A 13,589-nucleotide genomic window follows, 5' to 3' on the forward strand; every position below is an offset into this window, starting at 1 on the left:
GTGAAAGAGCAAGACACATGACCTGGCACCCCAAATCGGATTTTGTCGCTGTAATGATCGAGCGCGGCTTTCTGGCCGATTGCACAGATTATCAGGGGCTGGATGACGTGCTCTGCTCCGGGGTGAAGCCGGCCTATATCGGCTTTGATGCCACGGCGAAATCGCTGCATGTGGGATCACTCATTCAGATCATGATGCTGCGCTGGCTGCAGAAAACAGGCCACAAACCGATCACACTGATGGGCGGCGGCACCACCAAGGTGGGCGACCCGTCGTTCCGCGCGGACGAACGCCCGCTGCTGAGCCCTGCGGATATCGATGCCAATATCGCGGGCATCAAAAAGGTGTTCTCGGCTTACCTCGATTATGATGACAGCGACACCGGCGCGCTGATGATCAACAACGCGGAATGGCTTGATGATCTGAACTATCTCGACTTCCTGCGTGACATCGGGCGGCATTTCTCGATCAACCGGATGCTGTCGTTTGAGAGCGTGAAGTCACGGCTCGACCGCGAACAGTCGCTGTCCTTTCTCGAATTCAACTACATGATCCTGCAGGCTTACGACTTCATGGAACTGCACCGCCGTTATGGCTGCGTTCTGCAGATGGGTGGCTCGGATCAGTGGGGCAATATCGTCAACGGCATCGACCTGACGCGGCGGGTCATTGACGGTGAGGTATACGGTCTCACGTCGCCTTTGCTGACGACATCAGACGGTAAGAAAATGGGCAAATCGCAGGCCGGTGCCATCTGGCTCAACGGTGACATGCTCAGCCCGTATGAGTTCTGGCAGTTCTGGCGCAATACGAACGATGCGGACGTGGGGCGGTTCCTGAAGCTTTACACAGAGCTTGAGACCGGCGAGTGCGACCGTCTTGGCGCGCTGGAAGGGTCCGAGATCAACGAGGCCAAGATACGGCTGGCCAATGAGGTCACCACACTCCTGCATGGCGCAGAAGCGGCGGCAGCGGCCGAAGCAACCGCGCGCGAAGTGTTCGAGAAAGGCGGCGTCGGAGACGACCTGCCCCGCCTGACGATCTCACAGGACGATCTGTTTCTCGTGCCCGCCCCGGGACAGCCCGACGATGCGGAGCCCACGGAAATCCCTGTGGCCGGACTGCTGGTCAAGGCAGGCCTTTGCAAATCGGGCAAGGAAGCAAAGCGCCTGATCGCTGAAAATGGTGCCCGTATCGACGATGAACCGGTCATGCCGGACCGTCCACTGCTGAGCATGCGGCGTCTGCGCGCCAAGCCTGTGAAGCTGAGCGCGGGCAAAAAGCGCCATGCGCTGGTGCAGCTCGACTAAAGCCAGAGCCAGTCGACCAGTGACAGGATAACGAATACCGGTACTGAGAGCGCAGCCGCCACGATAAAGGCGGCTGTGCGCGTCACGCGGGTCGCGGGCGCATGAACGCCCTGTATGGATGCTGCATTTTTCATAGGCTGATTAACCACGTTTTAGGTTTCCGCTGCGTTAATGCGGACATGTTTGACGCTGCCCCGGAAACACCCCCCGCCGCGCTCCAGCAAAGCGCCGAGTTCGCTGGCGCGCTTGAACTGCTTGGCCAGGCCCCCCGGCGGCTGCCTGATGGCACGCTTGCCCTGCACCGCCGCTGGCGTGGCCTGCCTGTCACGCTGCTGTCCCGGGCGCAGGTGCATGATCCTGAAATCCTCTGGCGCCATCTTTCGTCCGCCCGTACGCGCGGGCCGGTTATTGTCTCGCCTGACCATCCGGTCGATCTCGCTGCTGCCGGTGCTGTTCCGCTGGTCAGCCCTGCAACGGTCGCGCGGCTTGACCTTGCGGGCTCTGATGATCTGCTGATGGCGGGTCTGCACCAGAAATGGCGCAACAGGCTCAGACATGCACAGGGACAGAATCTGCGTGTGACGCGCCAGAATATGCCCGATGATCCGCGCCACTGGCTTCTGCATGCGGAAACGGCGCAACAGCGTCGACGCGGCTACCGCAACTGGCCCCCTGCGCTGACCATCGCATGGACACGGGCCAACCGAAGCGGGGCGAAACTGTTCACGGCTTTCGCTGGCAAAGAGGTCGTGGCCGGCCTGCTGGTCCTGCGTCATGGCACGGGCGGCACCTATCACATTGGTCACACAACCGTCCGGGGCCGTCAGATGTCTGCGCAGACCCTTCTGTTGTGGTCTGCCATGATATGGCTGCGGCGCACCGGGGCAGAAACCCTGGACCTCGGGATCATCAACACCGAGGACGCACCCGGTCTTGCACGGTTCAAACTGGGGACCGGCGCAGTGCCGCACAGGCTGGGTGGCACATGGGGCTGGTGGCCACCGGTGACGCCATGGCTGGGACGTGTCGCGCGGCTGGACAAACGCCTGATGCGGGGTCTCTGGACAGCCAACTGACCCCATGCTTTGTGTTGTGCAGGCGGACAGAGGGACAGCACACCATGGAACTGGCGGGAACATCAGCGATCATCACCGGCGGCGCTTCGGGACTGGGAGAGGCAACAGCAAGAGGGTTTGCAGCACGCGGCGCACAGGTCACGCTGCTTGACCTCGACAGCGAACGGGGGCACGCCGTCGCACACGAGATCGGCGGTCATTTTGCACGGACCGATGTGACGGACGAAGCGTCGGTTGCAGCCGCAGTGGCGCTGGCCCGCGATAAAATGGGCGGTATCACAGCGGCGGTGAACTGTGCCGGCATCGCAGATGCGGCGAAAACCATCGGTCGGGATGGCCCTCATCCCCTCGGTCTCTTTCAGCGGACAATAGACATCAATCTTGTCGGTTCCTTCAACGTGGCGCGCCTTGCGGCCGACGCCATGCAACACAACGAACCGGGCGCGCACGGGGCCCGGGGCGTAATTATCAACACAGCCTCCATCGCGGCCTACGACGGCCAGAAAGGTCAGACGGCCTACGCCGCTTCCAAGGGAGGCATTGTCGGTATGTGCCTGCCCATGGCACGCGATCTGTCCCGCTCCGGTATCCGCGTGATGACCATCGCGCCCGGTATTTTCCGCACTCCCATGCTTGCAGGTCTTCCTCAGGAAGTTCAGGACCAGCTCGCCGCCGACGTCCCCTGCCCGGCCCGCCTCGGCGATCCTGCCGAATATGCGGATCTCGCGGCCTTTATCGTGACGGCGGGGTATCTCAACGGCGAAGTCATCCGGATCGACGGCGCCCTCAGGATGCGCTGACCCCGCGTAGGGGCCGGCGCATTTCTGCCACGACCAGGCGCGCCAGCGCCCGATCCGGCGGGGATTTCCGCTCATTATTGCGCTGTGTACAACCCTCAAATTCAATCTCTGGCAGTGGATCCGGCATGCCGCCTGATCCCGGAAACACCTGAATGCCGGAGTATGCATATGTTACCCTCTGCCCCCAGAAAACTTGGCCGATACGCTCTTGTGGTGTGTCTGCTTCAGGCCGCACCCCTTTCCGCTGCAGTGCTGCAGCTCGATGTCCTGACCGTCGGCATCTGCGACAGCGGACCAACAGGGTGCTTCGAGCCCGACATCGACCAGAGCTATATGAACAGGATCTTCGATCAGACGGACATCACCCTGAACTTTCTGCCGTCACCCGATCCGGTCACGCTCGATCTCGCCGCTCTCAGCGACGGCGCAGGCCGTACCAGTCCGTTCCGTCTGCTGACAGAGTTTGCTGCCACAGCCGCCCCTGACAGTCCACCGCGCACAACCGTTCTGGGCTTTGGCCCGCGACTGACCGGCAACACCGTGGGCGCAGCGTACGTGGATGCCCCCACTCTGCCCTTTGGCATCGTCAGTGCGGAAGGCACCTCTGAGATGCTGCAGAGCGTGGTTGCCGCGCATGAACTCGGGCATATCCTTGGCGCTGATCACACAGACGACGGGATGGGCGCTCTGATGGATCCGGTGATCAACCTGTCGCTGCTCAGCAATCCGGACTTCCTGCCGTCAATTTCCGCAGACGTTGCCGCTACACTGCGCAGGAGCACCCTTCTGCAGGAAACCAACGGGGAAACGCCCGGCGACACGCCGGATGACGTCCCGGTTGACGACCCCGAAATCCTGCCCCCGACGATTGCTGCCGTGCCTTTGCCACCTGCGTTCTCCGGGTTGCTGATCGCGCTGGGTGGTCTCGTGTTGCCTGCCTGGCGCAAACGCCGTCAGACGGCCTGACAGCTTTCGCCCGGCGCACCGGATCGCTGTGCGCCGGGTCACACCCCGGCGTCTGACGCTTTTTCCTCGAGGGTCAGCCATTCGTCTTCGGCGGCTGCCAGCTTTTCCTGTCTCTCAACCAGGGCCTCAGTGGCTTTACTGAACTTCACCGGGTTGGATGCATAGAGATCCGGATCCGCCAGAAGCTCTGTCAGTTTACCGATCTCCGCTTCAAGGCGTGCGATCTCTGCCGGCAGGGCCTCAAGGCGGTGCTTTTCGGTGAAGCTCAGCCCCTGTGGTTTGGTGATCTGCTTTGTGCTCGCCGGATCCTTTCGGGCCTTTGGCGGTGCTGCAGCCACGTCCTGGCGCGCCCCGGGGCCGCGCTGGCTAATATAATCGCTCCAGCCACCGGCGTAGACCGTTGCCCGGCCATCGCCCTCCATCGCGATGGTCGTCGCGGCTACGCGGTCCAGAAAATCACGGTCGTGACTGACCAGCAGAACCGTCCCGTCGTAGGTCCCCAGAAGTTCCTGCAGCAGATCGAGGGTTTCCACATCAAGATCATTTGTCGGCTCGTCCAGCACCAGCAGGTTGCTGGGCCGCGCCATCAGTTTTGCCAGCAGCAGCCGCGCTTTCTCGCCACCTGACAGGGCCCGCACCGGCGCTCTGGCTTGCGCCTCGTCAAAAAGAAACTCCTTGAGATAGCCCACCACGTGTTTTGGCGCCCCCCGGACCATCACCTGATCTGCCTTGCCCGACACCCGCATGTCCGGATCGCCGGTCAGGCTGTCCCAGAGGCTCATGTCACCGTCCAGCTGCGCCCGCGCCTGGTCGAACAGCGCAAGTTCCAGATTTGTGCCCAGCTTCACCGATCCGGTGTCCGGCGGCTCCCGTCCGATCAGCATGTTCAGCAGCGTGGTTTTGCCCACCCCGTTGGGTCCGACAAAGGCGATGCGGTCCCCGCGCTGCACGGTCAGGGAGAAGGGTTTCAGAATGGTTCTGTCGCCGAAGGCCTTGGAAATAGAGTCGGCCTCGATCACCTTGCGGCCGGATTTCGGTCCGGCGTCCAGCGCCATGGCGGCTGTTCCCTGACGCCGGATCTGTGCCGCGCGTTCGGCCCGCAGATCCTGCAGCGCCCGGACTCTGCCCATGTTCCGTTTGCGGCGCGCTGATATACCCTCGACCGCCCAGCGGGCTTCGGCCTTGATCTTGCGGTTCAGCTTGTGGCGCTGGGTGTCTTCTTCTTCCCAGATCGTATCGCGCCAGGCCTCAAAGGCCTCGAACCCTTTTTCCTGACGGCGTACCGCGCCACGGTCGATCCACAGCGTCGCCCGGGTCAGCGCGCGCAGGAACGCCCGGTCGTGGCTGATGATGACATATCCCTGGCGGGACTGCTGCAACTCGCGCTCCAGCCAGCCGATGGCTTCGATATCAAGGTGGTTGGTCGGTTCGTCCAGCAGCATCAGGTCCGGTGCGCCGGCCATCAGACGGGCCAGCGCCGCACGCCTGCGCTCGCCGCCGCTGGCCGTCGCGACAGGCCGCGCAGGATCGAATTTCAGCCCCTCGCCCGCGCGTTCGATCCGGTACATCTCGGACGGGTCCAGACCATCCGCCGCAAAATCGCCGAGCGTGGTGAAGCCCGACAGATCCGGGTCCTGTTCCATATATCCAACAGACACACCAGGACCCGCCACGACCTCCCCGCGGTCCGGCTCAACGAGGCCTGCCATAACCTTCATCAGTGTGGATTTGCCCGATCCGTTGCGCCCCACCAGCGCCACGCGATCACCGGGCTGGGCCACGAGGCTCAGATCATCAAAAACCGGATCACCGCCAAAAGTCAGCGAGATACCGTTCAGCTGTAAAAGGGGTACACGTGCCATGCAGGCGGGCTACGCGGCTCTGCGGTTCGGGTCAATGGCCGCTTGCGGAAATTCAGGTCAGCCTCTCCAGCAGGCGTCTGCGGGAAGCTGGCACGACGCTGATGTCGAGGCCGGTGAAAACATGCGTTGTATTCATCTGCCGGTCGATCACCGCATGATCGCTGACGCGCGCGCCCAGTCTCAGGTAACTGCGCAACAGTGGTGGCATACTGCGCAGTGCCTGCACCGGGTCCGGCGCGTGATCGCCGAGTCCGGAGAACCGGAATACATCGGGCGCTCTGACCCCCGGCAACCACGATCCGGGCGCAAGATGCCGCTTTCTGAGCAGGGCCAGAGTGTCCGCATAAACCGTCGGGTCCGTGCCCCTGAAGGACGAGCATCCAAAAAGCAACCTTGTGCCCTGACGGCCGGCATGCGCGGCAATGGCAGACCAGGCCAGCCGCAGGATGTCCGGATCGCGCCGCCCCGGCGCCAGACAGAAACGGCCGACCTCTGTCAGCGTCCCGCCAAAGGTTTGTAATCTGGCAAGGTCATAAAACCCTGCCGAGTAGCTTTCTTCGGCATCACAGGCCCGGAAATCCTGCATCCGGAAACAGCAGACCAGTGTCCCGTCATGGCTGTCCTCAATAAGGAAATGCGATGCGGTTGCGTCCCAGCTGTCACCTGACAGCTCCTTCCCGGATGCGAAGGCCTCAGCCCGCAGTGCCCGCGCCGCGTCAATGTCGCTGTCAGTCCGGCTTGTGCGCAGGATAAACTTGCGGACGTCAGTCTTTTGGACGCCCGTTTTGTCTGCTGAAGTGCCGGACCGGGGCGGATCTTTGCGCATCATGCGGATGCAGCGTGCGGCCTGTCAGAGACCGACAGGACCAAAGCCGCCGATGTTGCCAAAGAGCTGCTGCAGGAAGCTACGGTCGCCGACTGTTGTGTCGGTAACGCGCCGCGCAAGCGGAACAACATTTCCGTCTTCCAGTCCGAAGCGTTCAACGTTGGCCACAATGCCGTTCGAATCAAAACTGATGGCGAGTACTTCACGGTCCACGACTTCCGGCTCGAAGAATGCGGTCTGGCGGAAACGGCTGCGGACAAAATACATCGCGTTGTCATTGATCACCGAAGAGGACGCCGCGGCTCCCAGCGTCTCCTCGACGCTGGAACGGGTATCCACACCCACTGCGATCTGATCCAGATCTTCCTGCGCCGGAACATAGCCGTGATTGCTGTAGAGCGACGAACAGGCGCTGAGAGCTGTGCACACCACGGCGACACCGGTCAACCTGAGCGCGCGTGACGCAAATATTCTGAACGCGGACCCTGTCTGCATGTGAGTGTACCCTCTTGCCCTTGGGCATTATGACTTTTATCCCGCTTATACCAAGCGGACGCCCCGGTTCAAGAAACGAAAGCAACGCCCTATGAAGCAGACCACACCATCCGCAACCGCGCTGAGGGTGGCGGACCTTGCCCAGAACAGCGCCACGCCCTTTGCGTACCGGCCTGATGCGGAGACGCTCAGATCGATCGCGGCAGAACTTGATCTGTCAGGATTGCGCAAACTGGCGTTTCAGGGGGATATCCGTGCCGAAGGCGGCGCGGACTGGCGGCTGACAGGCCGGCTCGGGGCCACTGTCATACAGCCCTGCGGTGTCACACTGGAACCTGTGACCACGCGGATTGACGCCGATGTGACCCGCCTTTTTCTCAGCGATTTCACCGACCCGGATGAACCCGAAGCCGAAATGCCCGAAGATGATACAACAGACGCTCTGGGCACGCATATCGACCCCTGGGCTATCATGCTGGAGGCGCTGGCGCTGGAACTGCCGCTCTATCCCCGGGCGCCGGGAGCTGAAAGCGGCGACATGGTTTATGCGGGCCCCGGTGTCGCGCCGATGAAGGATGAGGATGCCCGGCCCTTTGCGGGACTTGCGGACCTGCGGGACAAACTTGCCGGAGAGGCACCGAAGGATGGAGGGGACGACAGTTGAGGCGGCCAACGACGCCGCGCCTGCCGAAAGCCCCCGCAAAAAGGCGGGAATTCTCATAAAAACCTGCTTGCACCGCACCTGAATACGAGTATTTTGCGGCGCTCGGCGAATTAGGGTTGGACTTCCATCCGGACAGGCCCTAAACGCACGTCACACCCGAATGGGACAGATTCCTAAAACCGGCCGTCCGGCAGCCCTTTGAGCGCCCGGCCCCGAACGACAAAAAGGACAGGCCAATGGCTGTTCAACAGAACAAAGTTTCCAAGTCGCGCCGCAACAACCGTCGCGCGCACGACGCCCTGGTCGCTGCAAACCCGAACGAATGCACCAACTGTGGCGAGCTGAAACGCCCCCACCACGTCTGTGCTGCCTGTGGCCACTATGACGACAAAGAAGTCGTGGCACTGACAGAAGAGATTGATCTGGAAGACGACGCGGCCTAAACCTGTCCCTTAAGAATAAGGGCAGCAGGTTTGGAGGCGGTCGCTCTATGACGGCACAGACCGATCAGGCAGAGACAAAGACCGGACGGATCATAATTTCCGTTGACGCAATGGGCGGGGACGCGGGCCCCGCTGCTGTTGTGGCGGGCTGCGACGTGTCAGCCCGCAAAAACCCCGACATCAGTTTTATCCTGCACGGCCCAGAAGACGAGCTGAACGCGCTGGTGGGGCGGCGGCGTGTTCTGGATGGCCGCTGCGAGGTCCGGCACGCCACCGGCGTTGTCACGATGGACGACAAACCAAGCCACATTGTGCGCAATGGCAGCGAAACCTCTATGTGGTCTGCCATCGAAACGGTCCGCGAAGGTACCGCCTCCGTTGCCGTTTCCTGTGGCAATACCGGTGCGCTTATGGCGCTTTCGACTATTCGTCTGCGCCGCCTGCCCGGGGTTAAACGACCCGCGATTGCCGTGCTTTACCCCTCGTCCAACCCGCAGGGGTTCAATGTGCTGCTCGATGTGGGCGCTGACGTACGCGCGGATGCGGATGACCTGCTCCGCTATGCGCTGATGGGCATGTCATACGCGCGCAATGGCCTCGATCTGCCCCGCCCGCGGGTCGGTCTGCTGAATGTCGGCACCGAGGAACACAAAGGCCGCCCCGAGCTCAAAGAAGCCTTCGAGCTGATTCGGGACCAGCAGGAAGCTGCCGGTTTTGATTTTGCGGGATTTGTGGAAGGCGGCGACATTTCCGGCGACATCTGCGACGTCATCGTGACCGACGGCTTTACCGGCAATGTGGCGATCAAAACCGGCGAAGGGACAGCCAGCCTTGTCGGAAACCGCCTTCGGGAGGCATTCCGTTACTCGCCTCTGTCGCGCCTGGCCTCGCTGCTCGCCTATACATCTCTGGGTCGTCTGCGCAAAAAGATCGATCCGCGCCGTGTGAATGGCGGTGTTTTTCTGGGCCTTAACGGTACGGTGGTCAAATCCCATGGCGCCGCCGATGCAACCGGTGTATCTGCGGCGATCAAGCTTGCCGCACAACTGGCTCATATTCAGTTCACGGACAAACTGGCGGCGCGGGTTGCGGCCCTGCCGGCAGAGGAGAATACGTAAATGACGATCCGCGCTGTTGTTGCCGGTGTAGGCCACTATCTGCCCGAACGGGTGGTGCCGAACACCGAGTTCGAAAAGACGCTGGACACAACGGACGAATGGATCCGCGCGCGCTCCGGCATTGAGCGCCGTCACTTTGCGGCCGAGGGCGAAACAACCTCGGGCATGGCCGCACGGGCTGCCAGCGCCGCCATTGAGGACGCCGGTCTGACGGCCGCCGATGTGGATGCAATCGTTGTTGCGACCTCGACCGCTGATCTGACGTTCCCGTCTGCCGCGACCATGGTTCAGGCTGAGCTGGGTATGACGGGCGGTTTTGCGTTCGATGTTCAGGCGGTCTGCGCGGGGTTTGTATATGCGCTCAGCAACGCCAATGCACTGATCCTGTCGGGACAGGCCAGCCGTGTTCTGGTGATCGGTGCAGAAACCTTCAGCCGCATCATGGACTGGACCGACCGGTCGACTTGCGTGCTCTTTGGCGATGGCGCCGGTGCCCTTTTGCTGGAAGCACAGGAGAGCGCAGGCACCCCGCAGGACAGAGGCATCCTGGCGACTGACCTGAATTCCGACGGCCGCCACAAAGACCTGCTCTATGTGGACGGCGGGGTTTCGACGGGCACAACCGGATACCTGCGGATGCAGGGCAATCAGGTCTTCCGTCATGCCGTAGAGAAACTCGCAGCGACAGCAACGACCGCAATGGCACGCGCAGGCGTCGAGTCCGCTGAAGTGGACTGGATCGTACCGCATCAGGCGAACATCCGGATCATCCAGGGCACGGCCAAAAAGCTGGGGCTGCCCATGGATAAGGTGGTTGTCACCGTCCAGGATCACGGCAACACCTCTGCCGCTTCGATCCCGCTGGCGCTGTCCGTTGGGCGCGACCGGGGGCAGATCAGCAAGGGTGATCTGATCGTGACCGAGGCAATCGGCGGTGGTCTTGCCTGGGGTGCAGTCGTTCTGCGCTGGTAGGCGCGGTATTTTCCGCTTATCCCCCGCCACGCAAGCCGTTGATATTGACTCGGAAAATACGCCTCCCCTATGGTGGCTGAAAATTCAGGGGGAAAACATGGCCGAAAAGACTTTGACACGCATGGATCTGAGTGAGGCCGTTTTCCGCGAGGTCGGACTGTCCCGTAACGAAAGCGCACAACTGGTTGAATCCGTGCTGGATCATCTGTCTGACGCGCTGGTGCGGGGAGAGCAGGTCAAAATTTCGTCCTTCGGCACTTTCTCTGTGCGGGACAAATCGGCCCGGGTGGGCCGCAACCCAAAAACCGGTGAAGAGGTTCCGATCAACCCGCGCCGCGTACTGACATTCCGTCCATCGCACCTGATGAAGGATCGCGTGGCAAACGGGAACAAGTCCTGAGCTGATGCCAAAATCACCTGATGCTTTCCGCACGATCTCAGAGGTCGCAGACTGGCTGGGGGTGCAGGCGCATGTACTGCGGTTCTGGGAAAGCAAATTCAGTCAGGTAAAGCCGGTCAAGCGCGCCGGCGGCAGGCGGTATTACCGGCCCAACGATATGTTACTGCTGGGCGGCCTGAAAAAGCTGCTGCATGAGGACGGTCTGACCATAAAGGGCGCGCAGAAAATGCTGCGCGAAAACGGTGTGGCGCATGTGGCGGCGATGTCGCAGCCGCTGGATGACCTGACAGCTGCCGTGATTGACGACCAGGTGGCAGATGAGGTGGCAACGCAACCCGCCCCGGAACCGCCGGCGTTCAGTGCAGAACCGGCAGAGACAGGTGAAGTACAGCCTGCGCCCGAACTGCCTGCTGCAACTCCGGATGCAGAACCCGTTGCTGAGCCGGTCACTGAGCCAGAAGAAGAGCTACCCGTGCCCGAGCCCGAGGTGTCAGTCGCCGCCGCAGAACCGGATGTATCGTCAGATGCGGAAGCAGAAGATACAGCGCCGGTGGTACCGCAGCAGACGGCACCGGAGCCGCTGTCCGAGCCTGCTGCTGACGCACAACCTCTGACGGATGCCGGTTCGTCGCCCCTTCCGGACGAATTGGAGGCTGCGGACACGCCCATTGAAGAGGACAGCGAACCTGACCCGCTCATTGCGGCTGACGACGAGCTTGCAGATGCAGCTCCGGCGGAGGTCTCCCAGCCGGATGAGACCCCAATTGCTGGGTCAGGCGAACCCGATGTTGAGTCGCAGACTGCAGACATCGAAGACGATTTTGCTCCTGTGGAAACCGCCCCCGAAGAGATACCCGAAGAGGATGAGCCGGTCGCAGAGCTGCCTGGTTTCCTGCGGCATCCACTGAACAGGGACGACGGAGCGTCCGCATCCCCCGGCGACACAGAGGCTGCGGCCCCGAAAATTGATGACCTGCCACAACCGCAGGCGTCGGACGAAATCGAGCCTTCCGCCAGCGTATCCGCGACGGAGCCCGAAGAAACGGCCGCTGAACCCGAACCTCCGATCACCGAAGATGCTGCCGCGGAAGCCGAGGCGCCCGAAACCGAACCACAGACCGAAACGGAACAGGCCGCAGCACCGGAAGCGGTGCCGGTGCCCCGCCGGATCGACATTCCCGCACCACCAGCCGAAAGTTCGATGACCGCTGAGCCGTCGGCGCTGACTGCGCTGTCACGGGTCCGGACGCTGACGCCGGAGCAGGCCGGGCAGATCCGTCCGCTTGTGGCGCGTCTGGCTCAGCTGCGGGCGGATGTGACCGGAGCGCACAAAGACGCGGGCAAAGACTGAGGCAATGGCAATTCGCACTTGTCACGGCCCTCAGATCGGGTATGAAGCGGCTCATGTCGGGCTATGGCGCAGCCTGGTAGCGCGTCCGTCTGGGGGACGGAAGGTCGCAGGTTCGAGTCCTGCTAGCCCGACCATCAACCGACATGTCCAAAGAGCCCGCGCCCCCATCGCGCGGGCCTTTGCACTTTCAGGAGCCGGCTCATGAGTGGCGTTCTTCCCAGTCAGCAGATCGCGCAGATGATTGCGTCTAATCAGATTGCAGGCACCCGAAACGTCACAGACGCACAGATCCAGCCTGCGAGCCTTGACCTGCGCCTGGGGCGTACCGCCTGGCGGGTGCGCGCGTCCTTTCTGGCCGGTGCCGGTGCGCGGGTCTCTGACCGTCTGCGCGAGTTTGAGATGCACCGCGTAGACCTGACTGATGGAGCCGTTCTGGAAAAGGGCTGTGTCTATGTGGTTCCCCTGATGGAATCGCTGGCTCTGCCCGAAAATGTGCAGGCAGTTGCCAACGCCAAAAGCTCAACCGGACGGCTTGACCTGCTGACCCGCACCATCACGGATGGCGGCACCGAGTTTGACCGCATCGCACCCGGCTATCACGGCCCGCTTTATGCCGAGATCTGCCCCCGCTCCTTTTCTGTGCTCGTGCGACCTGGCATGCGTCTGAACCAGATCCGTTTTCGTGACACCCAGGCCGTTCTTGATGACGACAGCCTTCGCGCGCTGCATGCGGAAACGCCGCTGGTCGATGGCGAAGCGGTGATTGACGACGGCCTCGGTTTTTCTGTCGATCTGCGCCTGCCGGACACGACACTGGTCGGCTACCGGGCGAAACCGCATACCGGCGTGATCGACCTCGATCTGATCAATCACTACACCGCGTCCGAATACTGGGAAGAAGTACACAGCGACAACGGCAAGATCATTCTTGATCCCGGCGCGTTCTACATACTTGTCAGCCGGGAGGCGGTGACAATTCCCCCGGGTTATGCCGCTGAAATGGCACCCTTTCTGGCGATGGTCGGTGAATTCCGCGTGCACTACGCAGGCTTCTTTGATCCGGGCTTCGGCTATGCCGAGGCGGGCGGCGCAGGGTCACGCGGCGTGCTCGAGGTACGCTGTCACGAGGCGCCCTTTGTGCTGGAACATGGCCAGGTTGTGGGCCGCCTGATCTATGAACGGATGGACGAACTGCCCGAGCAGCTCTACGGCTTAGACATTGCGTCGAACTACCAGGGTCAGGGGCTGAAACTCTCCAAACACTTCCGAGCACCGGAATAACCGGGCGACTTCAACTCCGGCCCGA

Annotated in this window: 15 protein-coding genes and 1 tRNA gene; 12 read left to right on the top strand and 4 right to left on the bottom strand. The window is 62.0% G+C overall.

The window, feature by feature from the left end:
- Positions 1 to 17 precede the first annotated feature (17 nt).
- Positions 18 to 1,310, top strand: a complete 1,293-nt coding sequence (gene tyrS, locus AB4K19_RS08265; protein WP_375227941.1) for a tyrosine--tRNA ligase — start codon at positions 18 to 20, stop codon at positions 1,308 to 1,310.
- Here the strand turns inward: tyrS and AB4K19_RS08270 are convergent.
- Positions 1,307 to 1,444 (bottom strand): hypothetical protein, encoded by a 138-nt coding sequence (locus AB4K19_RS08270; RefSeq protein WP_375227942.1) that lies wholly within the window; start codon positions 1,442 to 1,444, stop codon positions 1,307 to 1,309. The genes tyrS and AB4K19_RS08270 overlap by 4 nt on opposite strands.
- 45 nt (positions 1,445 to 1,489) lie before the next feature.
- Between AB4K19_RS08270 and AB4K19_RS08275 the strand changes: the two genes are divergently transcribed.
- The 3 genes from AB4K19_RS08275 (at position 1,490) to AB4K19_RS08285 (ending at position 4,152) form a co-directional block, all read left to right on the top strand.
- A complete protein-coding gene (locus AB4K19_RS08275; protein ID WP_436399430.1) occupies positions 1,490 to 2,386 on the top strand; it encodes a GNAT family N-acetyltransferase in 897 nt (298 codons plus the stop codon).
- Positions 2,387 to 2,430: 44 nt separating this feature from the next.
- Positions 2,431 to 3,186, top strand: a complete 756-nt coding sequence (locus tag AB4K19_RS08280) for an SDR family oxidoreductase (protein ID WP_375227944.1) — start codon at positions 2,431 to 2,433, stop codon at positions 3,184 to 3,186.
- Between the two features lie 168 nt (positions 3,187 to 3,354).
- Positions 3,355 to 4,152 (top strand): hypothetical protein, encoded by a 798-nt coding sequence (locus tag AB4K19_RS08285; protein ID WP_375227945.1) that lies wholly within the window; start codon positions 3,355 to 3,357, stop codon positions 4,150 to 4,152.
- A 38-nt stretch (positions 4,153 to 4,190) separates the two neighbouring features.
- Here the strand turns inward: AB4K19_RS08285 and AB4K19_RS08290 are convergent, their stop codons facing one another.
- Genes AB4K19_RS08290 through AB4K19_RS08300 form a run of 3 tightly spaced genes read right to left on the bottom strand, consistent with a single transcriptional unit; the run spans position 4,191 to position 7,335 of the window.
- Entirely contained in the window at positions 4,191 to 6,014 is a 1,824-nt protein-coding gene (locus AB4K19_RS08290; RefSeq protein WP_436399431.1) for an ABC-F family ATP-binding cassette domain-containing protein, read from the bottom strand.
- 52 nt (positions 6,015 to 6,066) lie between these two features.
- Positions 6,067 to 6,843, bottom strand: a complete 777-nt coding sequence (locus tag AB4K19_RS08295; protein WP_375227946.1) for a GNAT family N-acetyltransferase — start codon at positions 6,841 to 6,843, stop codon at positions 6,067 to 6,069.
- 21 nt (positions 6,844 to 6,864) lie between these two features.
- Positions 6,865 to 7,335, bottom strand: a complete 471-nt coding sequence (locus tag AB4K19_RS08300; RefSeq protein ID WP_436399432.1) for an outer membrane protein assembly factor BamE — start codon at positions 7,333 to 7,335, stop codon at positions 6,865 to 6,867.
- A gap of 91 nt (positions 7,336 to 7,426) precedes the next feature.
- Between AB4K19_RS08300 and AB4K19_RS08305 the strand changes: the two genes are divergently transcribed.
- From AB4K19_RS08305 to AB4K19_RS08340, 8 genes are all read left to right on the top strand, one after another.
- Complete coding sequence (locus AB4K19_RS08305) at positions 7,427 to 7,999, top strand: YceD family protein (protein ID WP_436399433.1); 573 nt, start codon at positions 7,427 to 7,429, stop codon at positions 7,997 to 7,999.
- Between the two features lie 236 nt (positions 8,000 to 8,235).
- The gene (gene rpmF, locus AB4K19_RS08310; RefSeq protein ID WP_159979744.1) at positions 8,236 to 8,442 is read left to right on the top strand and encodes a 50S ribosomal protein L32; all 207 of its coding nucleotides are present in this window, start codon (positions 8,236 to 8,238) and stop codon (positions 8,440 to 8,442) included.
- Between the two features lie 47 nt (positions 8,443 to 8,489).
- Positions 8,490 to 9,560 (top strand): phosphate acyltransferase PlsX, encoded by a 1,071-nt coding sequence (plsX, locus tag AB4K19_RS08315; RefSeq protein WP_375227948.1) that lies wholly within the window; start codon positions 8,490 to 8,492, stop codon positions 9,558 to 9,560.
- Positions 9,561 to 10,532: a beta-ketoacyl-ACP synthase III gene (locus AB4K19_RS08320; RefSeq protein ID WP_375227949.1), complete on the top strand. Its 972-nt coding sequence runs from the start codon at positions 9,561 to 9,563 to the stop codon at positions 10,530 to 10,532.
- A 97-nt stretch (positions 10,533 to 10,629) separates the two neighbouring features.
- Positions 10,630 to 10,932: an integration host factor subunit alpha gene (gene ihfA, locus AB4K19_RS08325; protein ID WP_375227950.1), complete on the top strand. Its 303-nt coding sequence runs from the start codon at positions 10,630 to 10,632 to the stop codon at positions 10,930 to 10,932.
- A gap of 4 nt (positions 10,933 to 10,936) precedes the next feature.
- Positions 10,937 to 12,283, top strand: a complete 1,347-nt coding sequence (locus AB4K19_RS08330) for a MerR family transcriptional regulator (protein ID WP_436399434.1) — start codon at positions 10,937 to 10,939, stop codon at positions 12,281 to 12,283.
- A 57-nt stretch (positions 12,284 to 12,340) separates the two neighbouring features.
- Positions 12,341 to 12,417 (top strand) — tRNA-Pro (locus AB4K19_RS08335).
- 67 nt (positions 12,418 to 12,484) lie between these two features.
- Entirely contained in the window at positions 12,485 to 13,564 is a 1,080-nt protein-coding gene (locus tag AB4K19_RS08340; RefSeq protein WP_436399435.1) for a 2'-deoxycytidine 5'-triphosphate deaminase, read from the top strand.
- The last annotated feature ends 25 nt before the right edge of the window (positions 13,565 to 13,589 follow it).

This window comes from Roseobacter phycocola, from assembly GCF_042055075.2.
GTDB lineage: Bacteria > Pseudomonadota > Alphaproteobacteria > Rhodobacterales > Rhodobacteraceae > Roseobacter.